The 21963-nt window shown below is 75.3% G+C and carries 17 protein-coding genes; 8 read left to right on the forward strand and 9 right to left on the reverse strand.

Going from position 1 to position 21963, the window contains the following annotated elements:
* Positions 1-21 precede the first annotated feature (21 nt).
* Positions 22-351 (reverse strand): WhiB family transcriptional regulator, encoded by a 330-nt coding sequence (locus BMZ16_RS09870; protein WP_089799847.1) that lies wholly within the window; start codon positions 349-351, stop codon positions 22-24.
* Positions 352-674: 323 nt separating this feature from the next.
* Here BMZ16_RS09870 and BMZ16_RS09875 point away from each other — a divergent pair, with 323 nt between their 5' ends.
* Both BMZ16_RS09875 and rfbA read left to right on the forward strand, forming a co-directional pair.
* Entirely contained in the window at positions 675-1433 is a 759-nt protein-coding gene (locus tag BMZ16_RS09875; protein ID WP_089799849.1) for a TIGR03089 family protein, read from the forward strand.
* 85 nt (positions 1434-1518) lie between these two features.
* Positions 1519-2385, forward strand: a complete 867-nt coding sequence (gene rfbA / locus BMZ16_RS09880) for a glucose-1-phosphate thymidylyltransferase RfbA (protein WP_089800082.1) — start codon at positions 1519-1521, stop codon at positions 2383-2385.
* Here the strand turns inward: rfbA and BMZ16_RS09885 are convergent.
* Positions 2355-3512, reverse strand: coding sequence for a glycosyltransferase family 4 protein (locus BMZ16_RS09885; protein ID WP_255366519.1), 1158 nt, complete (start codon positions 3510-3512; stop codon positions 2355-2357). The genes rfbA and BMZ16_RS09885 overlap by 31 nt on opposite strands.
* Before the next feature lie 89 nt (positions 3513-3601).
* On the opposite strand from BMZ16_RS09885, the gene BMZ16_RS09890 reads away from it, so the two are divergent.
* A complete protein-coding gene (locus tag BMZ16_RS09890) occupies positions 3602-4699 on the forward strand; it encodes a glycosyltransferase family 4 protein (RefSeq protein WP_089799851.1) in 1098 nt (365 codons plus the stop codon).
* Here BMZ16_RS09890 and BMZ16_RS09895 read toward each other — a convergent pair.
* Genes BMZ16_RS09895 through BMZ16_RS09915 form a run of 5 tightly spaced genes read right to left on the reverse strand, consistent with a single transcriptional unit; the run spans position 4675 to position 10444 of the window.
* A complete protein-coding gene (locus BMZ16_RS09895) occupies positions 4675-5769 on the reverse strand; it encodes a glycosyltransferase family 4 protein (RefSeq protein ID WP_218143341.1) in 1095 nt (364 codons plus the stop codon). The two genes, BMZ16_RS09890 and BMZ16_RS09895, sit on opposite strands and share 25 nt — an antisense overlap.
* A 4-nt stretch (positions 5770-5773) precedes the next feature.
* Positions 5774-7141, reverse strand: coding sequence for a glycosyltransferase family 4 protein (locus BMZ16_RS09900; protein WP_143082787.1), 1368 nt, complete (start codon positions 7139-7141; stop codon positions 5774-5776).
* Positions 7138-8331, reverse strand: coding sequence for a glycosyltransferase family 4 protein (locus BMZ16_RS09905; RefSeq protein ID WP_089799855.1), 1194 nt, complete (start codon positions 8329-8331; stop codon positions 7138-7140). Before BMZ16_RS09905 ends, BMZ16_RS09900 begins: the two co-directional genes overlap by 4 nt.
* Complete coding sequence (locus BMZ16_RS09910) at positions 8328-9506, reverse strand: ABC transporter ATP-binding protein (RefSeq protein WP_089799857.1); 1179 nt, start codon at positions 9504-9506, stop codon at positions 8328-8330. Before BMZ16_RS09910 ends, BMZ16_RS09905 begins: the two co-directional genes overlap by 4 nt.
* 2 nt (positions 9507-9508) lie before the next feature.
* Positions 9509-10444, reverse strand: coding sequence for an ABC transporter permease (locus BMZ16_RS09915; RefSeq protein WP_089799859.1), 936 nt, complete (start codon positions 10442-10444; stop codon positions 9509-9511).
* A gap of 200 nt (positions 10445-10644) precedes the next feature.
* Here BMZ16_RS09915 and BMZ16_RS09920 point away from each other — a divergent pair, with 200 nt between their 5' ends.
* The 3 genes from BMZ16_RS09920 to BMZ16_RS09930 are packed head-to-tail and all read left to right on the forward strand — an operon-like array spanning position 10645 to position 13777.
* Positions 10645-11658 carry a glycosyltransferase family 4 protein gene (locus BMZ16_RS09920; protein WP_177199638.1) on the forward strand — a complete coding sequence of 338 codons (1014 nt, stop codon included), beginning with the start codon at positions 10645-10647 and terminating at the stop codon, positions 11656-11658.
* Complete coding sequence (locus BMZ16_RS19265; RefSeq protein WP_089799862.1) at positions 11655-12494, forward strand: hypothetical protein; 840 nt, start codon at positions 11655-11657, stop codon at positions 12492-12494. Before BMZ16_RS09920 ends, BMZ16_RS19265 begins: the two co-directional genes overlap by 4 nt.
* Positions 12494-13777 carry a methyltransferase domain-containing protein gene (locus BMZ16_RS09930; protein WP_177199639.1) on the forward strand — a complete coding sequence of 428 codons (1284 nt, stop codon included), beginning with the start codon at positions 12494-12496 and terminating at the stop codon, positions 13775-13777. Before BMZ16_RS19265 ends, BMZ16_RS09930 begins: the two co-directional genes overlap by 1 nt.
* Positions 13778-13894: 117 nt before the next feature.
* Here the strand turns inward: BMZ16_RS09930 and BMZ16_RS09935 are convergent, their stop codons facing one another.
* The gene (locus BMZ16_RS09935; RefSeq protein WP_089799866.1) at positions 13895-16003 is read right to left on the reverse strand and encodes an acyltransferase family protein; all 2109 of its coding nucleotides are present in this window, start codon (positions 16001-16003) and stop codon (positions 13895-13897) included.
* 199 nt (positions 16004-16202) lie between these two features.
* Here BMZ16_RS09935 and BMZ16_RS09940 point away from each other — a divergent pair, with 199 nt between their 5' ends.
* Together BMZ16_RS09940 and BMZ16_RS09945 are read left to right on the forward strand one after the other, a co-directional pair.
* On the forward strand, positions 16203-16754 hold the full coding sequence (locus BMZ16_RS09940; protein ID WP_089799868.1) for a hypothetical protein: 552 nt from the start codon (positions 16203-16205) through the stop codon (positions 16752-16754).
* 103 nt (positions 16755-16857) lie between these two features.
* Positions 16858-20202 (forward strand): peptidoglycan recognition protein family protein, encoded by a 3345-nt coding sequence (locus BMZ16_RS09945; protein WP_089799870.1) that lies wholly within the window; start codon positions 16858-16860, stop codon positions 20200-20202.
* A gap of 56 nt (positions 20203-20258) precedes the next feature.
* Here BMZ16_RS09945 and BMZ16_RS09950 read toward each other — a convergent pair whose 3' ends face one another.
* Complete coding sequence (locus BMZ16_RS09950) at positions 20259-21779, reverse strand: acyltransferase family protein (RefSeq protein WP_089799872.1); 1521 nt, start codon at positions 21777-21779, stop codon at positions 20259-20261.
* Between the last annotated feature and the right edge of the window lie 184 nt (positions 21780-21963).

A 21963-nucleotide genomic window follows, 5' to 3' on the forward strand; every position in this document is an offset into this window, starting at 1 on the left:
GGAGCGCCGACGCCGGCACCGTCAGACCACGCGCCGCTTCAGCTTGCGCCGCTCACGCTCGGACAGCCCGCCCCAGATACCGAACCGCTCGTCGTTCGCGAGGGCGTACTCGAGGCACTCGGCGCGCACGTCGCACTGGGTGCACACCTTCTTGGCCTCGCGGGTGGACCCGCCCTTCTCGGGGAAGAAGGCCTCGGGGTCGGTCTGCGCGCACAGGGCACGCTCCTGCCATCCCATCGGCCCGTCGTCGTCCGGCGTGCCGAACATGGAGAGCACGTTGGAGGCGGGCTGCACGGGTGCGGGGGTCGCGGCGTCGGTCGGGAAGCTCTCGTCGTCGAGCAGGTGCCACATACGTGCCTCCGCGGAAGTCGTGCTCGGTGGTGCTCATGCTGGCCGGTGCTGCCAGTGCGCCGTCGTCCTGCTGATCACGCCCGATCCGGCCGGTGCGGCGCGGAGGCCGCGACGGTGGTGCGCGTATGAATCAACTCTCAAGAATTACACGCGTGTCGTTCGCGATCGTCAACCGGAGACGTGCTATCTGCCCGAGTTGTCCGGGTGAAAGTTCTGTGCGCACGGCGTGGCGTCCGCGAGCCGTGCCACGGACCGGCCACGGGACCCCGTCGGCCCCGTCCACGCCCCGCGCGAACCCGCGCACCGACGGCCCGGCTGACAGGATGGCCGACGTGACCACGACCCTGCCCCGCGTCCTCGAGCAGCTCACCCGCGACCCCGGTCGACCGCGCGTGACCTGGTACACGGACACCGAGCGCGTCGAGCTGTCCGGCACCGTGCTCGTCAACTGGGTCACCAAGACCACCAACCTCCTGGTCGAGGAGCTCGACGCGGGACCGGGCGCACGGGTCCTGCTGGACCTGCCCGCCGCCTGGCGCGCCCTCACGTGGGCGCCGGCCGTCTGGCGGTCGGGTGCGTGCGTCGTGCTGCCCGACGGCACCGGCCCCGTGGACGGCGGGGGCGTCGACGTCGTCGTGACCGACCGGCCGGAGGCCCACACGACGGGCGCACCGCTCGTGGCGGTCGCCTCCCCCGCGCTCGCGCGCTCCTGGCCCGGCCCGCTGCCCGCCGGAGCCCTCGACGCCGCCGCGGCCGTCATGACCTACGGCGACACGCTGGGGTGGCTGCCCGCCACGGACGCCACCGCCCCGGCGCTCGTCACCCCGACCGGCTCGACCACCCACGCGGCGCTGGTCGAGCACGCCCGGACGGTCGCCGGCACCGGCTCGGCGGGTGCACGCGTCCTGCTCGACGTGGGCTCGACGGCCGACCGGGGCGCCGCGCTGGCGGCCACGCTGACGACCGCCCTGGCCGCCTGGAGCGGCGACGGCTCGCTCGTCCTGGTCGGCCCCGGGCTCGACGCGCAGGCCCGTGACCGGCTGCGGCGCACGGAGCGCGTGGACGCCGACGCGACCGCCTGAGCACATCCGGCCCCGGCGGGACGTCCGGTCTGCCCGGAGGCCACCCGATTCCTGCCACCAGCGGGCATGCGCCACAATGGCGCGCATGCGAGGAATCATCCTGGCCGGCGGGTCCGGCACACGGTTGCACCCCATCACCCTCGGCGTGAGCAAGCAGCTCGTGCCGGTCTACGACAAGCCCATGGTGTACTACCCGCTCTCCACCCTGATCCTCGCGGGGATCCAGGACGTCCTCGTCATCACGACGCCGCACGACGCCGAGCAGTTCCGGCGGCTGCTCGGTGACGGGTCGCAGTTCGGCATCAGCATCGAGTACGCGGTCCAGGCGGAGCCGAACGGGCTGGCGCAGGCGTTCGTCCTCGGTGCCGACTTCGTCGGGGACCAGCCCGTCGCGCTGGTGCTCGGCGACAACATCTTCTACGGCCCGGGACTGGGCTCGCGGCTCCAGCGCTTCGGGGACATCGACGGCGCCGCCGTGTTCGCCTACCGCGTCGCGGACCCGACGGCGTACGGCGTCGTCGACTTCGACGCGGAGGGCCGCGCCCTCTCGCTCGAGGAGAAGCCGAGCAACCCGCGCTCCTCCTACGCGGTGCCCGGCCTGTACTTCTACGACAACGACGTCGTGGCGATCGCGCGGGACCTGCGCCCGTCGGCGCGCGGCGAGTACGAGATCACCGACGTCAACCGGACCTACCTCGAGCAGGGCCGGCTGCAGGTCGAGGTGCTGCCGCGCGGCACCGCGTGGCTCGACACCGGCACGTTCGACTCGCTGCTGGAGGCGTCGGAGTTCGTCCGCACGGTCGAGGCGCGCCAGGGGCTGAAGGTCGGCGCCCCGGAGGAGGTGGCGTGGCGACGCGGCTTCCTGTCGGACGACGACCTGCGGGCGCGCGCCGAGGCGCTCGTGAAGTCCGGGTACGGCAGCTACCTGCTGGGGCTGCTCGAGCGGGGCTGAGAGCCGCGTCGCCGCCGTCGTGCGCCGACCGCCTGCTCGAACGCGGTGAGGTGCACGGCGGCGGACGCGTCCCACGTGAACCCGGCGGCGCGCTCCAGCGCACGTCGCCCGAGGTCCGCGCGCCGCTGCGGGTCGGCCAGGAGCCCGGCGAGCGCGTCACCGATCGCCGCGGCGTCCGTGCCGGTGTACGCCACGGCGTCACCACCGACCTCGGGCAGCGACAGGCGGCGCGTCGTCAGGACGGCGGCACCGCAGGCCATCGCCTCGAGGACCGGAAGGCCGAAGCCCTCCCCCAGGCTCGGGTACGCCACCACGAGCGCACCGCCCAGGAGCCCTGCGAGGTCCTCGAGGGGCACGTACCCGGGCACGAGGACGCGCAGCCGGTCGGGCACCCGGGCGAGGGCGTCGTCGATGTTCTGGTCCCACCCGCGGGCTCCCGCGAGCACGAGCGGCGGAGGGTCCGCGAGGTCGGCGCACGCCCGCACCCACCCGTCGACGAGCGCCACGACGTTCTTCCTCGGCTCCAGCGTGCCCAGGAACACGACGGGCGGCCGGTCCGCGCCCACCGCGGCCGTCGCGCGGCGCCGGTCCGCCTCGTCGACGGGGCGGAACACGGTGCGGTCCACCCCGTGCCAGGCCACGTGGAACCGGTCGGCGTGGTGCGCGGCCGACGGGACCGCCGCCAGGACCGCGTCCCGCGTCGCCGCGGACGGCACCACGAGGGCGTCGGCGCGCGCGACCGCGACCCGGATGGCGGTCCGGAAGAACCGGGCCTTGACGGGCAGGTGCCACTGCGGGTCGGAGAAGAACGTCGCGTCGTGCAGGGTCACGACCACGGGCAGCCCGGCCGCGACCGGGAGCGTGTAGTGCGGGCTGTGCAGCACGTCGGGACGCACGCGCCGGGCCAGCGCGGGCAGCCCCGTCTGCTCCCAGGCCAGCCGCACCGGGCGACGGTCCAGCGCGTCCGGGACCTCGTGCACGTCCGCGCCCGACGAGGCCAGCGCGCCGACCCCGGACCGACGGCACGCGACGACCACGTCGGCGCCGGCCCGCACCAGGGCCGGGACCAGCTCGTCGACGTACCGACCCACACCGCCGCGGTCGTCCGGCACCGCCGTCGCGTCCACCAGGACCCGCACCTCAGGCACCCGCCCTCGGGGCGGTACGGAGCAAGGGCCACGGCGTCGTCATCACGGGCACACCGTAGTCTCTCACCATGCCCGAGCCCGCTCCCCTGCCCCCGCTCGCGCTCACGGTGGAGCAGCTGTGGCAGCGGGTGCCGGGCGGCTCCGGCACCTACGTGACAGCCCTGGCCGGGGCGCTGTGCGACCTGCTGCCGGTCACGGGGATCAGCGCGTGGCACCGCGAGGCGCGTCCGGCCGACCTCGACCCCCGGGTCGCCGTGCGCCGCGCCCCGCTGCCCCGCCGGGCGCTGTACGAGGCGTGGCAGCGCGCCGGGCTGCCGCGGGCCGAGCACCTCGCGCGCGACGCCCGGGTCGTCCACGCGACCACGTGGGCGATCCCCCCGACCCGGCTGCCGCTGGTCGTCACGGTGCACGACCTGGCGTTCCTCGACGACCCCAGCCACTTCACGCCGCACGGCGTCGCGTTCTTCCGGCGGGCGCTCGCCACCGTGCAGGCGCACGCCGCGGCCGTCGTGGTCCCGTCGCACGACACGGCCGCCGCGTGCGCGCGCGCGGGTGTCGACCCCGCCCTCGTCCACGTGGTGCCGCACGGCACGGACGTGCAGCCCGCCGACCCTGCCGCCGTCGCGGAGGTCACCGCGCGTCACGGCCTGGCGCGCCCCTACGTGCTGTGGGTCGGTACGCGGGAGCCCCGCAAGAACCTCGACGTCGTGCTCCGGGCGTACGCCCGCGCACGGGCGGAGCTCGACGCCGAGCTGGTGCTCGTCGGACCGCGCGGCTGGGGCGACGACGCCGCGGCGGGCCACCACCCCGGGGTGCGGGTCCTCGGCGCCGTCTCGCGCAGCGACCTGGCCGCCCTCTACACGGGCGCCCGGGCGTTCTGCTTCCCGTCGCTGCGCGAGGGCTTCGGCCTGCCGGTCCTCGAGGCGATGGCCGCCGGCGTGCCGGTCGTCACCTCGGCCGGCACGTCCTGCGCGGAGGTGGCGGGCGACGCCGCCCTGCTCGTGGACCCGCGGGACCCCGACGCAGTGGCCGACGCGCTCGTGCAGGCGGCCGGCCCGCGGCGCGAGACCCTCGCCGCGGCGTCCCTGGTGCGCGCCGCCGACTTCTCCTGGACGACCGCCGCGCGGGCGACGGCCGAGGTCTACGCCGCCGTCGCGTCCCGGTAGGCCGCCAGCGTCAGCCGGGCGCAGGCCGCCCAGGTGAAGGTCGCGGCGCGGGTCCGGGCGGTCCGGGCGGCGTCGAGGTCCGGTGCGGTGGCACCGCAGCCGTCGAGCGCCGCCGACCACGCCTCGACGTCCCCGACCGGCAGGTACGTCGCCGTGCTGCCGCCGACCTCACGCAGCACCGGGAGGTCCGAGCACAGCACCGCCGTGCCGGCGGCCTGGGCCTCCAGCACGGGCAGCCCGAACCCCTCGTAGCGCGACGGCATCGCCAGCGCGCGGGCGCCCGCGACGAGGGCGCGCACGTCCGCACCGGGCAGGTGGCCCAGCACGCGCACGCCGTGACGCCCCGCCAGCTCCTCGCCCCAGCCGGCCGCGCCGACGAGCACGAGCTGCAGGTCACCGCCGGCGGCCCGGTGCGCCGCGTGCGCGGCCAGCAGCGTGCCGAGGTCCTTGCGCGGCTCGCGCGTCCCGACGAACACCACGTACCGCTCCCCCACGCCGAGCTCGCGGCGACGGACCGGCATCAGGGGCGCGGCGTCGAACCACGCCGACGCCACCCCGAGCGGCGTGGCCCGCACCCGCTCGGGATCGAGCCGGTACTCCTCGACCACCTCCGCCGCCACGGCCTGCGACGGCGTCAGCACCAGCCGCGCGCGGCGCAGCCCGCGGGGCACGAGCGTGGCGTACGCACGGGACGCCGGGGCGACGAGCTCGGGGTACCGCACGTACGTGAGGTCGTGGACGGTCAGCACGCCCGCACCGCGCCCGGGGGGCAGGACGAAGTTCGTCGCGTGGAAGACGTCGTGCCGGCCCGCGAGCGCCTCGACGGGCGGCAGGTCGGTCCGCAGCCACGCCACCCGCAGCAGCCGGGCGGGCACGCGGGCGGCCCGGAACGCCACGGAGGCCGGCAGGTCGTCGGGCCGGTGCGCGCGACCGGAGAACGCGGTCGCCGTGAGGGCCACGTCCGGCAGCGCACCGAGCGCACCGACCAGCTCGCGCACGTACGTGCCGATGCCGGTCCGCGCACCCAGCAGCGGCGTGGCGTCCAGCGCCACGCGCAGCGTTCCGGGCACCGCGTCAGCGCCCGGTGCGCGTGCTGCCCTCGCCGCCGGACGTCGTCCGGTCGACCGCCTCCGCCGTCGCGCGGGTCAGGGCGTTGACGTGGTCCACCACGGGCTGCAGCTGCCATCCCGTGAGCCGGCGCACCACCTTGCGCGCCAGGACCCGCATCCCTCGCCCGTGACCCGGGTCCGGGAGGTGCACCTCGCCGACGCGGCGCAAGGGCGCGGTGGCCCGGGCGCGGTCGCGCACGGTCGTCGCGTCCGTGGCCGTCCCGGACGCCACCGGTCCGCCGCGCATCGCGGCGGCCCGCTCGACGACCGCGGCCTGGATCGCCGCGCGACCCTCGTCCGCCGAGGGCCAGGGACCGGCGTCGAGCCCGTGCCGGGGGTGGCCGGCGGCCTCCCACATGGCGTCGCGCAGCTCGGCGTCGGACGACACCAGCCGCACGTCGGGCATCCCGGCGGTCTGCTCGGCCAGCGCCCCGACCCGCGTCGCGATGACCGGGCGCTCGAACAGCCGTGCGCGCTCGACCACACCGGAGGACCAGATCTCGCGGTAGGGCAGCACCACGACGTCGGACGCGATGAGCCACCGGTCGAACAGCTCGTCGCTGACGAACCCGAGGTGCAGGGTCGCCCCGGGGACGTCCGCGGCCAGCTCGGCGAGCTCCTCGGCGTACGCGACGAACTGCGGCTCCTCGACCCGGACCGAGCCGACCACGTCCAGCCGCGCCGGGGCGGGCAGCCCCTGGAAGGCGCGCACCGCCCGGTCGTAGCCTTTGTGCGGCTGGACGAAGCCGATGGACAGGAACACGAACGCGTCCTGGTCGATGCCCAGGCTGCGGCGCGCGGCCGCACGGTCCAGGTGGGTGTGCGGCACGAACGCCGCGCCGTGCTCCGTCACGTGCACCCGGTCGGGCCGCACGCCGAAGGCGTCGACGAAGGCCGTGCGCTCGGACTCGGAGTGGACGGTGACACGGTCGACCTGCTGCCACAGCGCCCGGGCGGCGAGCGCCGCCGGCGAGGCCCCGGCACCGTGCCGGTAGTCGATCTCGTGGACCACGACCTCGACGTGAGGGGCCAGTCGGAACGCGGCGGCGAGCGCGGCGCTGACCGCGGCCCGCTGCGTGGGCGAGGCACCGATCGGGTAGAAGAAGTCCGGGTGGAACTGGACGACCAGACGGTCGTAGCCGCGGACCCGCTTGGCGAGCGCCAGCGCCCCGCGGGGCCCCACGAGGTCGAGGTGGTGGTGCGCGGCCGACGGCCCGGGCGAGAGCACCTCGACGTCGTGCCCCTCGGCGCGCAGGGCGCGCACCGACTGCAGGGCGTACGCCGCGATGCCGTCGCGCAGCGGCGGGTACGGGCTGACCATCAGGATCCTCACGGCGCCACCGTCCACTGCTCGATCCGCTCCTCGACACGGTCGAGGACGAGGTCCCACCGGTAGTTGTCGAGGACGTAGGCCCGGCCCGACACGGCCATCGCCGCCGCCTGCTCCGGGGCGTCGGCGAGGAAGGCGAGGCACTGCTCCAGCTCGTACTCGTCGTCGTACGTCAGGCCCGCACCGGACCGCTCGCAGTGCCAGGCCACGACCTCGCTGCCCGCGTTCGCGATCACGGGGGTACCGGCGAGCCACGCCTCCATGATGGTGCGCGAGAAGGCCTCGAACCGGCTGGGCTGCACGTACGCGGTCGCGGCGGCGAAGGCGTTGTCCCGCTCGTCGTCCGGCAGGAACCCGACGTCGATGACCCGTCCTCGCAGGCGCTCCGGCGGACGGACCTCCCCGGCACCCATGGTGACGACCGAGAACGGCAGGCCGCGCCGCTCGTCGATCCGGGCGAGCGCCGCCAGCAGGTCGTCCCAGCCCTTGCCGCCCTCGCGGCGCCCCGCGTACAGCAGGAACGGCCCCTCGATGCCGTACCGCTCGCGGAAGCCCTCCGGGTCGTAGTGGTCCGGGACCTCCACGCCGCAGCCCACGACGGCGTGCGGGGCGAGGGACGGCGCGACGCGCTCGGCCAGGTCCTGCTCGGGACCCGACTGGAACAGCAGCCCCGCGACGCCGCTGAACACGGGCTGGAAGAGCTCGAGGTAGGCGTACGGCTCGTCGTGCAGGCAGGTCCACAGGACGCTGCGCGACGGCGCCACCTGGGAGCACGCGTACGTCACCCAGAACGGGTACGGCGTGAAGACCAGGGCGCGGTAGTCGTCCGCGTGGTCCAGCAGGTAGTGGTACAGCTCGGGCGACCGCATGCCGCCGTTCATCCAGCGCTGCTGCTCCGTGATCGTCAGCCGCTCACCGCGCAGGATGCGGGCCTCGAGCTCGGCGCGCTCGGGGCTGCCACCCGGGTCCACGGTGAAGCGGTGCACGCGCATGCCGCCCTCGTCCGCGACGCCCGCCGGCAGCTCGTTCGCCCACCCGTGGTGGTCGAGCGCCGTCGTGGTGAGCACCTCGACGTCCCAGCCGCGCTCCTGGAGGCCGAACGCCATCTGGCGCAGCACGATCTCCGCGCCGCCGACGATCTTGTCGCCGTACCGGGCCGGCACGAAGCCGATGCGCCCCCGCCGCTCGCTCACGTCGTCACCTCGAACCGGGGCGCCAGGTGCACCACGCCGTCCTCCTGGATCGTCGTCCGCACGCGCACGACGGCGCCGCGGTCCACTCGGTGCCACTCGGGGCCGCGCACGGGGTGCACGGCCGCGGTGACGAAGTACTGGCCCTCGACCACCGGGAGGCGGTCGACGGCGAAGCGCACCTCGGCGTGACCGTCGACCCGCGGGGTCTCGATGCCGAGGAGGTGGGAGTTGGTCCCGTAGACGAGCCGCTCCATGTGGTCCGTGAGCGCGATGCCCACGACGTAGTCCTCCACGGGGCGCGTCGTCTCGAGCCCGATGCGGATCTCGAGCGGCTCGTCGGGACCGACCGTCAGGACCTGCGAGCCGTCCGTCCCGGTGATGCGGACGCTCGAGATCCGGGCGGGGCTCTCGGACGGCGTGACCTCGGCGTCGGCGGCCACGACGTCCTCGTTCGCCTCGCGGAACGCGCGGATGACCTCGGCCGGCGTGCCCTCCACCACCATCCGGCCGTGGTCGAGCATGACCGCGCGGTCGCACAGCTCGCGGACCTGGTCCAGCGCGTGCGTCACCAGGACGATCGTGCGTCCCTCCGCCTGGAACCGGCGGATCCGCTCGAGGCACTTGCGCTGGAACGGCTCGTCACCGACCGCGAGCACCTCGTCCACCAGCAGGATCTCCGGGTCCACGTGGACGGCGACCGCGAAGGCCAGCCGCACGTACATGCCCGAGGAGTAGAACTTGACCTGGGTGTCGATGAACGCGCCGATGCCCGAGAAGTCGACGATCGCGTCGAAGTACTTCTCGGTCTGCTTCTGGCTCAGGCCGAGCAGCGACGCGTTGAGGAAGACGTTCTCGCGGCCGGTCAGGTCGCCGTGGAACCCCGCCCCGAGCTCGAGCAGGGCCGCGAGGCGACCACGCCGCTCGACGTAGCCGGAGGTGGGGGCGAGGATCCCGCCGATCACCTTCAGCAGCGTGCTCTTGCCCGAGCCGTTGTGGCCCACGAACCCGACGGTGGAACCGGCGGGGACGTTCAGGTCGATGTCCCGCAGCGCCCAGAAGGAGTTCTCGTGCTCGCGCGACGCCCGGCGGTTGACCAGACGCTCCTTGAGGCTCTTGTCGTTGCGCAGACGGAACTGCTTGGACACGTCGTGGACGCGGATCACGTCGGCGGCCATGCTCACAGCTCCTGAGCGAAGTTGCCCTGGGCGCGCGCGAAGATGCGCTGCGCGAACCACAGGAGGACGAGGCTGACGGCACCCACGACGAGCAGGCGTCCGACCAGGTCGCCGTCGTAGTAGAACGGCGCGCCGGCCTCCGTGCGACCGCCGGGCCACAGGGCGCGCTGGAACGCCAGGACGACGTTGGTCATCGGGTTGGCCATGTAGAGGTGGAAGAGCCACTCGTGGGCGCCCGAGAGGTTGTCGCGCACCTTCGTCCAGTCGTAGACGATCGGCGTCATCCAGAACCACAGCAGCAGCCCCACCTCGACGAGGTACTGCACGTCGCGCAGGTACACGTTGGCGGCGGCGAGCACGAGGCCCAGGGCGGTGGCGAACACCAGCAGGACCATCAGCGCGAGCGGCACCAGCAGCAGGTCACCGGCCTGCGGCCAGGAGCGCGTCACCACGTAGGCGCCGATCAGCACGACCAGCTGCAGCACGAAGTTGACGGCACTGGCCCCGACCACCGACAGCGGGAACAGCTCGCGTGGCAGGTAGACCTTCTTCACGAGGCCGGCGTTGCCGACGATCGACCCGGTGCTGCCCCCGATGATGTCCGTGAACAGGCTCCACGCGAGCAGGCCGGTGAAGAGGTACACACCGAACTGCGGGATGACCTTGCCGCTGCCGAGGAAGATCCCGATCGCGACCGAGTACACCAGCAGCTGCAGCAGCGGCCGGACCAGCGTCCAGAAGAACCCCAGGACGGAGTCCTTGTACTTGACCTTGAGCTCCTTGCGGACGAGGTTGCCCAACAGCTCGCGGTACCGCCAGATGTCGACCCAGTCGCGCACGCTGCCCCGGAACCACCGTGGCCGGGTGAACACCCGCTGCATCGACTCGTCGGGCGACCGACCCGTGGTGAGGGTGCCGCGCACGTCGGCCGCCGTCATCCCCTGCTCCTGTCTCCACGCACGAAAACCAGAGCCTACCCCGGTCCGGCGCCTGCCTCCCTGGGTCCTGCGGGGACCGCGCGTCCGGGCCGGTGAGTAGCATGGGCACGCCTCGCAGGCCCGGCCGCGCCCCGCGCCGCCGGCCCGGGGCGGTCCGTCCGGTGCGCCGGACCCCGAGCCAAGAACGAGGTGAGAACCGCGTGGACGTCCTCGTCTGCGGAGCGCAGGTCCCGTTCGTCAGCGGCGGCGCCGAGCTGCACATGCACAACATCGTGCGCGCGATGCAGGAGGCGGGGCACCGCAGCGAGCTCGTGCACCTGCCGACCGCATGGGAGAAGGACCGGCTCTTCGACGCCCCGCTCGCGTGGCGCATGCTGCCCCTGGACGCCGACGTCGTGGTCGCGACCAACTTCCCGTCGTACTTCGCCCGGCACGACCACAAGGTCGTCTGGCTCTTCCACCAGCACCGCGGCGCCTACGACGCCATCGACGCGGCGTGGTCGGACCTGGGCACGGACGACGAGGCGCTGGAGGTGCAGCGTCAGCTGACCCAGTGGGACACGGTCGCCCTCGAGGAGGCCCGCCACGTCTTCACGACCTCGCACGTCGTGGCCGACCGCCTGGCGCGCTACAACGGGCTGGCCGGGGAGGCGCTGTACCACCCGCCGCCGCTGGCCGACGAGCTGCACCCCGGCGAGATGGGCGACTACGTCTTCACGCCGACCCGCCTGGAGACGAACAAGCGCCCCGACCGGATCGTCGACGCGATGCGCCACGTGCGCTCCGGCGTGCGGGCCGTCGTCGCGGGACGCGGGTCGATGGCCGCCGACCTCGCAGCGAGCGTCGAGCGCCAGGACCTGGGCGACCGGGTCGAGCTCGCGGGGTTCGTGCCGGACGCCGAGCTGGTCGACCGCTACGCCGGCGCCCTGGGCGTCATCTACGCCCCGTTCGACGAGGACTACGGCTACGTGACCCTCCAGGCGTTCCTGGCGGGCAAGCCGGTCATCACCTCGCACGACGCGGGCGGCGTCCTGGAGTGGGTCGAGGACGGCGTCACCGGCTACGTCACCGACGGCACGGCCGAGGGCCTGGCCGACGCCGTCGAGCGTCTCGCCGCCGACCGCGACAACGCGGCGGCCATGGGCGAGGAGGGACGACGCCGCGCGCGGGAGCTGTCCTGGCAGCGGGTCGTCGAGCGGCTGCTCTCGGCATGATCGACGCACGCATCGGGGTCGCCGTGCGCGCCCCCGCCTCCGACGCACTGCACGCGGCCCTGTCGCGCCTCGCGGAGCGCTGCTCCGTGGTCGCGCTGTCGGACGGCGGCCCGTTCGACGCCGTGGTCCGCACGTCCCCCGCCGGGCGCGAGTACGCCGAGCGCACCGTGCTGTGGGTCGAGGACGCCGCCGACGTCCCCGACGACCCGCACGCCGTCGCCCTCCTCGCGCCGCCCGCCGTGGCGCGCGCGCTGCGCGGCACCGTCGACCTCCCGGTCGTGGCGCTGGGCCCCGCCGCGGTGCACCGCCGGGCGCGCCCGATCATGCCGTTCACCCGGTCCCGCATCCGCCGGGCCCGTGGCCTGGTCGGGCCGGCCGTCGCCCGGCACCTGGGCGGCACCTGGACGTGGGACGGGGCGGTCCTGGAGCCGCAGGCCGGTCCGACGGCCGCCGGCCTGGCCGCGGTGGTCGTGGCCGACGACGACGCGTCGGCGGTGCTCGGTGCGGCGTGGTCCGCGCCGGTCGTCGCACCGCGGGACGTCGCCGAGCGCACCGGCCTGCCCCTCGCGGCGTCCGACGACCCGGAGGCCGAGGTCGAGCGGCTCCTGGCCGACGAGACGGCCGCCGCCGTCCTGGCCCGCAGCTGCCGTCGCGCCTTCGAGCTCGACCACGACCCCGACGCCGCTGTTGCGCACCTCGCCGATATCCTGGTCCTGCGTCCAGGTCGACCGTGGGAGACCGGCTACGCTGCCCCCCTGGATCGGCTCGGCACGCCGCCGGACGCCCGGATCCGGGACCGCGCGCACGCGGCGATCCACGTACTGAGGAGTCGATGATGACGCTTCCCGCCGAGATCAGTCCCGAGGCAACGAGCAGGCTGCTGCCCGCTCCGGCTGCCGGGTCGACCCCGCCTCCCCGTGCCGACACCCGCCACGCACCGGCCCCCGCCGGGGTCCGCACGCGTGCGAAGCACGCCGCCAAGGCCGTCCTCAAGCCCGTCTACCAGCGCGTCATGGCGCCCGTCACGCGGTCGGTCGACACCCTGGCGCGGCGCCTCGAGGACGTCCAGCAGCGCCTCGACCACCTCGAGGGCCGGCAGGCGGCGACCGCGCCCGCGCGCGTCGACCGTGCGCTGCTCTCCGAGCAGGTCCAGGCGAACACCATCAACCAGTCCCTGCTGAAGGCGGAGTTCGGCGACGTCCTGCGCCGGTTCGACGACCTCGGCATGGCGATCGCCCCGGCGACGGGCATCGACGGCGCGGCGACGCGCCTCGCGGAGCAGCGCGAGCAGCTCGCTTCGCTCGACCGCCGGCTGCGCCTGCTCGACGAGCGCGTGGCCCGGCTGCAGGCCGGCGGCGCGACCGCGGCGGAGCCGACGACGCCGAGCACGCCCGTCCCCGCGGCGACGCCCGCACGGGCCTCCGACGTCCCCGGGTTCGACTACGTGGGCTTCGAGCGCCGCTTCCGCGGCGACCCGGACGAGGTGCTGCGGATCCAGCGCGAGCGCTACGTGCCGCTGCTGGCCGACCACGGCCCGGTCGTCGACATCGGCTGCGGCCGGGGTGAGCTGCTGAGCGCGCTGGCCGAGGTCGGTACCGAGGGCATCGGCGTCGAGCCGGAGCCGGGCATGGCCGCCGAGGCACGGGCGCGCGGTCTGCGCGTCGAGGAGACGGACGCGGTGACGTTCCTGCGGCAGTGCGAGCCGGGCTCCCTCGGCGCGATCTTCTCCGCCCACGTCGTCGAGCACGTCGAGCTGGACTACCTGCTGGAGTTCATCCACCTCGCGTCGTCGCGGCTGCGGCCCGGCGGCCTGTTCGTCGCCGAGACCCCCAACCCGGCCTCGCTCGTGGTCCTGGGCAACAGCTACATCCTCGACCCGACCCACGTGCGACCGCTGCACCCGTCGCTCATGGCGTTCCTCTGCGAGAACGCCGGCTTCCACGACGTGCGGCTGAACTTCTACTCCCCCGCCGAGAGCTACCACCTGCCCGCGGTCGACCACGACCTGGGCGAGGTGGCCAGCGCCGTCGACAGCGGCTTCCGCCGCCTGAACGACGTGCTGTTCGGGGCGCAGGAGTACACGGTCGTCGCGCGTGTCGGCGAGGCCCCCGCCGCCTGACGACCGCACCACGACGGCCCCGCCACCTACCCCGGACCCCGGGGTGCGGCGGGGCCGTCGTCGTGCCGGGCTCACCACCGGAGGCGCGCCCGGCTCACCACCGGAGGGGTGCCCGGCTCACCACCAGAGCAGGACGCTGCCCAGCCGCTCCCGGAACACGGGCGCCAGCGACATGGCGTACGTCGCGGTGAGGTGGTTGCCGTCCCGGTACACGAGACGCCCTCCCTGGACGAAGTCGCAGCGCCCGTCCGCGCAGAGCACGTCGTTGATGTCGATGAAGCGGATCGCCGACGAGGTCCTGCTGTCCACCTCCAGCAGCGGGCTGGGGTCGTCGAGGATGTCCGCGGCGGGGGTGGAGCACAGCTCCGGATCGGGTCCGTGCAGGGCGACGCACTCCGGCGGGTCGTTGCCGACCCAGGGCGTGTCGCGCACGCCGACCACCTGGATGCCGCGGGCCGCGAGGCGCTGCCAGGCCCGCAGGTACGCGTCGGGCACGTGCTCGCGCCGGTCGGACGGGCTCTCGTCGGGGCGGGTCGCCGTCGTGAGGACCACGTCGGGGTCCAGCTCCTCGAGCGTCGACATGGCGCGCGCCGACCACTGCGGGCACGTCGGGTCGCGCTCGAGGAGCTTCTCGACACCTGCCGTCCCGACGACGAGGGAGCAGCTCCACCGGATCATCGTGACGACGCGGAACCCCTCCTCCTGACCGAGCAGGTCCAGCGGGATGGCGAACGGCTCGGCGTGGGAGCCACCCACGACCGCGATCGTCCGGTCCGCGTCGGGGTCCCCGTACACGCAGGTGCGGACCTCGGTGCGGCCGCCGCCGACCGTGCAGCCGTCACGGTCGAGCGGACCGATGTCGTCGACCGCGTCCACGGGTGCGGGCAGGGGCGCGACCGTCGGGTCGACCGGGAACCCGATGGGGTCGAGGACCGCCAGCGCCCCCGGACGCGTCGCCACGTCGTCGATCAGCGAGGAGGCCATGAGCCCCTGCCGCATCACCTCGCGGTGCACGGACCACGACACGGGCACGACGAGGGCGACGACGACGGACACGGCCACCACGCGGCGCGCCAGGCCCACCGGGTGCCAGAGCCCCGGTCGGGGCCGGTGCAGCGCGCGGCGCCCGGTGGGCGCGGACGTCGCCGGCGCGTGCAGCGGCGCCTCGACGAACCGGTGGGTGGCCCACGCCAGCACCGCGGAGACGAGGAGCACCGCGGTCCCGGCCATCCACCCCGCCCCGCGACCCCGCACCGTGACGGCGATGACGAGGACGGGCCAGTGCCACAGGTAGAACGCGTAGGCACGGCGGCCCGCCTCGGCGAGCGGACGGGCTCCCAGCAGGCGCGCCACACCGCGCGGCGGGCCGTCGCCCGCACCGGCGAGCACGACGAGCGCGGCGGCCGTGAGCGGCACCAGGGCGGCCGGGCCCGGGAAGACGTGGCCGCCGTCGACGAGGAGACCGGACGCGAGGAGCAGGACCAGGCCGGCCGTACCGAGGAGCGGCGCACCCGGCACCGGGCGGCGCATCCGCGCGACGACCAGGGCGAGGACGGCACCGGCGAGGTACTCCCACGCCCGTGCCGCCGTGTCGTAGTACGCGGCAGGCTGGTCGAGGTGGACGGCGACCGCCGCCCACACGGCCGACAGCACCGTCAGGGCCACGACCGTGCCCTGGACCGCGCGCACGCGGACCTCGTGCGCCCGACGCCGGGTGATCCGCCAGACCAGCAGCAGGAGGGTAGGGACGGCGACGAACAGCTGGCCCTGGACGGACATGGACCACAGGTGCTGCAGCGGGCTGCCGGCGGGGTCCGCCGCGGCGTACTCACGCCCCGTGAGCAGCAGGTACCAGTTCTGCACGTACAGCGTCGAGGTGACGGACTCCGCGGCCACGGCGCGCCACCGCGTCGCCGGGAGCAGGAGGGCGGTCGCGATCACGACCCCGGCCAGCACCGTGAGCAGCGCCGGCAGCAGCCGCCGCGCGAGCCGCGGCAGGTACGTGCGCAGCTCCACGGGCCGACCGGCGGCGAACGCCCGGAGCAGCCCGCCGACGACGAAGTAGCCGGAGATCAGCAGGAAGACGTCGACGCCACCGGAGACGCGGTCCGTCCACACGTGGTAGACGGCGACGAGCGCGACCGCGACGGCGCGCAGGCCGTCGAGGTCCTGGCGCCGGGGACGCGTCGCGACCGACGGCGCGGTGCGAGGGGCCGGGGACGTCATCGTGGGGCTCCTGTCAGCCGGGACCCGTGGACGGCCCGGGCGGCAACCCGAAGAGCCTAAGCGAACCCGCGGACGACCTTCTCCAGGGTCGTGCGGGAGGCACCTGCCGGCCGTACCGCGCGACGGTTCCCCGGGCCGGGGTGTGCCCTGCGCCTAGCATGGCGTTCCCACCCCCGGCACCGACAGCAGGAGATGCACCGTGCGGACCACCCCGGCACCCCGTGGCGCGCTCGTCGCCGCGCTCCTCCTCGCCGCGACGGTGGGGTGCACGGCCGCCGGAGGGTCGGGGCCGACGCCCTCGTCGTCGCCCACCGCGAGCCCGTCGGCCGGTGTCGCGGCGCCCACGGCGGGCACCCCCGAGCCGTCCGCCGCGCCCACGGCCCCGGCGGACGTCGGCGCCGAGGAGCCCGCCGCGGGCGCGGACCCCGGCGGCGCGGACGAGGGCAGCACGGACCCCGGCACGACGGGCCCGGTCCCGACGCTCACGCTGGCCACGCTCGTGGACGGGCAGGTGGAGCTCGCGGGGTTCGTCGCCGGCGTCGTCTCCGAGGGCGGCGCGTGCCGCTTCGAGCTGGTGGGCGGCGGCACGGTGGCCCGCGCCGAGAGCACGGCGATCGCCGACGCCACCGTGACGACCTGCCCGGGGGTCACGGTGCCCGCCCCCGCCGGGGCACCGGACACCTGGCGCGCCCGGCTGGTGTGGGTGGAGACCGGAGCCCGCTCCCCCGAGGTCACCGTCACCCGGGGCTGATCCGGGCCGCGCACCGGCGACCCGGCCGCGTCCCGGGGGCCGTCTCCCGGCCCTCCGCGGCGCGTCGCCCCGGTCCGGGCGCCCCACAGGCCATCCTGGAACCATGCGGATCACCCGTTCGTGTGCTGTCCTGACCCTCGCGCTCGTCGCGCCCTCGCTCGTGGCGCCCGTCGCGGTGGCCGCCGGGCCGCCCGCCGCCGCGCTCGCCGCGTCGGCGGCCGCCGCCGCGTCGCCCGCCGGCTCGCCGCTCACCGGGGCCGTCGTCGCCGGCCCCGGGGCGGCACCCGCCGCGTCGGCGGACACCCCGGAGGTCCAGCTCGACGAGGTGGCCGTGCCGCTCGCCGAGGCGGCGCCGTCGGACGAGGCGCCGCTCGAGGTGGAGGGGCGGGACCCCGACGCGGCCCCGCCACCGCCCGACGCGACCCGCGTGGAGGGTCCCGTCGTGGAGACGGACGGGGTGCAGACCGTCGGCCTCACCTGGGCCGAGGGCACGGGCGACGGCGCGCTCGAGGCGCAGGTGCGGTACCGGTCGGAGGGGACCTGGTCGTCCTGGTTGGCGCTCGACACCGACGCCGGGGCCCCGGACGTCGGCACGCCGGACGACACGGCGGACCGCCGCGACGGCACGTCGTCCCTGTGGGTGGGGGCTGCCGACGGCGTCCAGGTCGCGTTCACGGTGGCTCCCGGCGCGGACGCACCGGCGGACGTCGAGGTGGCGCTGCTGTCCTCGGAGCTCACGGCACCCGCGGTCGGCTCCGGCAGCGCGGGTGCGCAGCGCGGTGCCGCCGTGCCCGCGGCCCCCGTGGCCGCCGCCGCGACGGGTCCCGGGGTGGTGTCCCGCGCGCAGTGGGGCGCGCGTGCCCCGTCGTGCACGCCCGACACCGCGTCGTCGCTCGTCGGCGCCGTCGTCCACCACACGGCCGGCCCGGACTACTCGTCGCAGGCCGAGGCGATGGCCCAGCTGCGCAACGACCAGCGCTACCACATGGACTCCCGCGGCTGGTGCGACCTGGGGTACAACGTCGTCGTCGACAAGTGGGGAACGATCTACGAGGGGCGCGTCGGCTCGCTCAGCGCCCCGGTGGTCGGGGTCCACGCGGGCGGCTTCAACACCGGGACGTTCGGCGTCTCCGTGCTCGGGACGTACACGGACGTCGGGTTCACGCCCGCCACCGTCGACGCCGTCGCACGGATCATCGGGTGGCGGCTCGCCGCGTACGGACGCGCACCCAACGGCGTCCTCGACTACACCACGGGCGGCGGGGAGAACTCCCGGTTCGGCGCCGGGACGACCGTCCGGCTCCCGGTGGTCTTCGCGCACCGGGACGTGGCGTACACCTCCTGCCCCGGCAACGCGGGCTACGCGGCGATGGGCGAGATCCGCAACCGGGCCCAGGCGGTCGTCGACGGGTACGGCACGTCCCGCCTCGGCGGCAACCTCGTGCGTGCCTCCGGGCGGCCCGAGATCTACCTCGTGACCGCCTCCACCAAGCACCACGTGACGGACGGGACCGTGCTCGGCGCGCTGGCCCCGCTCGGGCCCGTCGTCGTCGTGGGCCAGGTGCAGGTGGACCAGCTGGCGTCGGGCGTCGCGCTCGGCCGGTTCGTCCGCGACCGGGACGGCGCCATCGCCCTGGTGGACCGCGGGCGACGGCACCGCGTGGACAGCTGCGCCGAGCTCGCCGCGTGGGGGCGCGCGTGCGCGGAGTACGGCGCGATGGCCCTGCCGGACCCCATGACGTCGCTGCTGCCCTTCGGGGAGGAGCTGACGACCGCGTACGTCACGCCGCAGTCCCAGTACTTCCTCGTCGACGGCGGGCGGCGTCACGAGATCACCGACGCGCAGGCCCTTGCCGCCTGGCCGGTGCAGTCCAACGGCCCGGCGGTGCCGCTCGACGCGTCCGTCGGTGCCTCGCTCCCCTACGGGCCGCCCATCGTCCGGACCGGCACCGTGGTCCAGGACCGCACCTCCGGCGCGACGGTCCTGCTCGACCGGCCGGACGGCATCGCGCTGCCGACGGCCGTGGCGAACGCCACGCGGTTCCCCGACGGGTTGCCGCTGCGCCGACTCGACAGCGAGAGCATGGCGCAGCTGACCCCGCCGCGGGCCACCGCGAACGGCGTCCTGCGCGGACCCGACGGGCGTCGGGTCGCGCTGACGACCACCGGAGCGAGGCTCCTGCCCGGCGACGCGGTCCCGGCCGAGGCGGGCGTCGAGACGTCGGCCGAGGTGCTGGCCGCGCTGTCGCCCGCACCGGCCGCGGCACGCCTGTTCGTGCGCTCCGTGGGCGCCGCCGACGTCTTCCTCGTCGAGGGGGCGACCCGGCGGCCCGTGCGCACCGGTGCGCTGCTCGACGCACTCGCCGCGCCCGAGCGGCCGTCCGTGGTGTTCGTCGGCGACGCGGCCCTGCGGTCGCTGCCGCTCGGCGGGGCGATCCTGGAACCGGGGTCGCTGGTCAAGGCGTCGGGCGCGGACGTCTACCTCGTGGACGGTCTGCGCACCCTCGTCCGGCTGCCGTCGTTCTCGCTGGCCGCGGCGGTGGGCGTGGGCACGGCGTGGAGCACGGTGCCCGACACGGACCTCACCGGCTACACGGTCGCCGCGCGCCCCCTCAGCGGGCTCTGGCGCTGTGGTGACGAGGTGCTGCTCGGGGCGGGGGGCCGGCTGTGGCCGGTGCCCGCGTCCACCCTCGCCCGCGACGGTGACCCCGCCACGACGCTCGACGCGTCCACCTGCGCCCGTCCTGCGCGCAGCGGCACCGCCTGGGGCGAGCCGGTCGTCGTCGGGACCGCGGGCTCGGCCGACCTGTGGGTGCTCAGCGGCGGTCTGCGCCGGCCGATCCCGTCCGGGGCGGCGTGGCGCGTCCTCACCGACCGCTGGGACGTCGCGACGGTGCCGGCCGAGAGCCTCGCGGCGGTCCCGACCGGGCCGGTGGCGTACGGGCCGGGCACCCTGGTCAAGGGGCAGGGGGACGCGCGCGTGTGGCTGGTCGACGGGCTCGACCGGCTGGTGCACCTGCCGTCGTTCGAGCTCGCGGCGGCCGCGGGGATCCCGCAGCAGATCGTCGAGGTGCCGTCCGCGCGGCTGGAGGGGCTGACCCGCACCGCGGACAGCCTCTCCGCGCTGTGGACGTGCGGTGGCGCCCCCAGGGTCGCGGCAGGGGGCGCCCTGCGGCTGGTCCCGGGTGGGCTGCTGGCGGCCGACGCCGCGCCCGCGACCGTCCTGGACGGGTCCACCTGCCGGCGGCTGCCGGTCGGCGGCACCTGGACGCAGCCGGTGTTCGTCCGCACGGCCCAGGCGGGCGACCTGTACCTGCTCCAGAACGGCACCCGCCGGCCCGTGGCCACGATGGCGCGGGTGTACCAGCTGACCGGGGGCGCCGGACCGCTCGTCGCGGTGGTCCCCGACGCGCGGCTGCGCGCGGTGCCGACGGGCTCGCCCGCCTGACCTGACCGCGCGCGACGGGCACCCGTCGCGCGCGGTCGCAGGACCGCCGGAGGCTGCTACTCCTGCGACTCGGGAGGCGTGCCGCGACCCGGCTGCTCCCGCGGCTCGGGCCTCGAGTCGCGCTCGGGCAGGCCCGTCCTGGCGTCGACGGCTGCGGGGTGCGTCCCGCGGACCACGGCCTCGACGGTCGGCTCGGTCGGCGCCGGCGACATCGTCGGGGCGGGCTCGGCGAGGACCGCGGGTGCCGCGTCCGCCGCGACGATGGGCGGGCGGCGGGTCAGCCGGCGGCCGAGGCTGTGGAACGGCGCCTCGACGAACCGGTAGGTCAGCGCGGACACGGCCACCGTGAGCAGCACCCAGGTGACGAACGTCGGCCACTGCGGGGTCAGGCCGATCCGGGCGGCGAGCTCCTCGCTCCACCACGGCGTGGCGTAGAGCACGAGGGTGTGGACCAGGTACAGGGAGTAGCTGATGCGCCCCAGGTACGGCACGAACCGCGGCCAGCGGCGGGCCCGCAGCGCGTAGCCGAGGCCGAACAGCGCGTAGGCCGCACCGAACGTGACCGCCTCGGGCTTCCACGTCACGAAAGCGCCGGCCAGCGGCTCGACGTGCGGACTGACGTACACACGGTGCACGACGGCGATGACCAGGACCGCACCGACCAGCACGCTCCACCCGATGACCGGGCGCAGGGACGCCGTCATCATCCGGTACATGACGGTCCCGACGGCCATCGTCCCGAACAGCAGCAGGCTGAACCACACCCGCTCCGGCTGGTTCAGCGCGAGCGGGACGGCGACGACCGCCAGGCCCACGCCGACGACCGCGGCGCGGGCGCTGCCCGCGCGGAAGGCCACGAACACGGCCACGGCAGCCGTCGCGCTGATGACGGTGAGGACCCCGGGCCAGCCGTGGTCGCCGGTCAGCAGACGACCGGGCACCCAGGCCCCGACCACCCCGGCGGCGCCCAGCAGCGTCACCGCGATCGGCACCGAGCGCTTGTTCAGGCCGACGAGGAGCAGGATCGACATGGCGAGGTAGAACACCATCTCGTACGCCAGGCTCCAGCTGGCCCCGATGGCCAGCGGCCCGGCGATGAACTGCTGCACCATCGTGGCGTTCACCGCGCTCCACAGCCACGGCGCGGAGAGGTACTCCTCCGAGAGGTGGTACCGGCCGAGGGCGGCCAGCGCCAGCGCGACGACGAGGCAGAACCAGTACAGCGGGAAGAGCCGGAAGAAGCGGCCCACCCAGAAGGTCCCGACCGACCCGTACTTCTCGAGCGACGCCGGGATGATGAACCCGCTGACGAGGAAGAACAGGACGACGCCGAACTCGCCGAGCCGGAAGGTGTCGATCGAGAACCGCAGGTAGTCGGGCCAGATGAACTCCGCGGCGTGCTGCACCACGACGGCCATCGCGGCGATGCCGCGCAGGGCGTCCAGGAAGTCGAACCTCCCGGCGCTGGTCGCGGTCCTCGCCGGTGCGGCGGGCGTTCCCGGGCGGGTCGCCCCGGTATCCCCCCGGCGGGGCGTCAGGGCGGGGGTGGGTGTGTCGTCGACGTCGCTTCGTGGCACCGCGCCAGATTAGCGGCCCGCGCGACGGGCCCCGGCACGGCCGGCGGCGCGGCGGGTCCCCGTCAGACGCCGGGGCCGGCCGGCATGGCGTCGAGCACCGACCGCTCGAGCTGCACGATCGTCAACGGGTGCCCCGCGCTCAGCGCGTACACGGTGTCCATGCTCGACACCGCACGACGCTGCC

The sequence above is a fragment of the Cellulomonas sp. KH9 genome (genome assembly GCF_900114185.1).
Classification (GTDB): domain Bacteria; phylum Actinomycetota; class Actinomycetes; order Actinomycetales; family Cellulomonadaceae; genus Cellulomonas.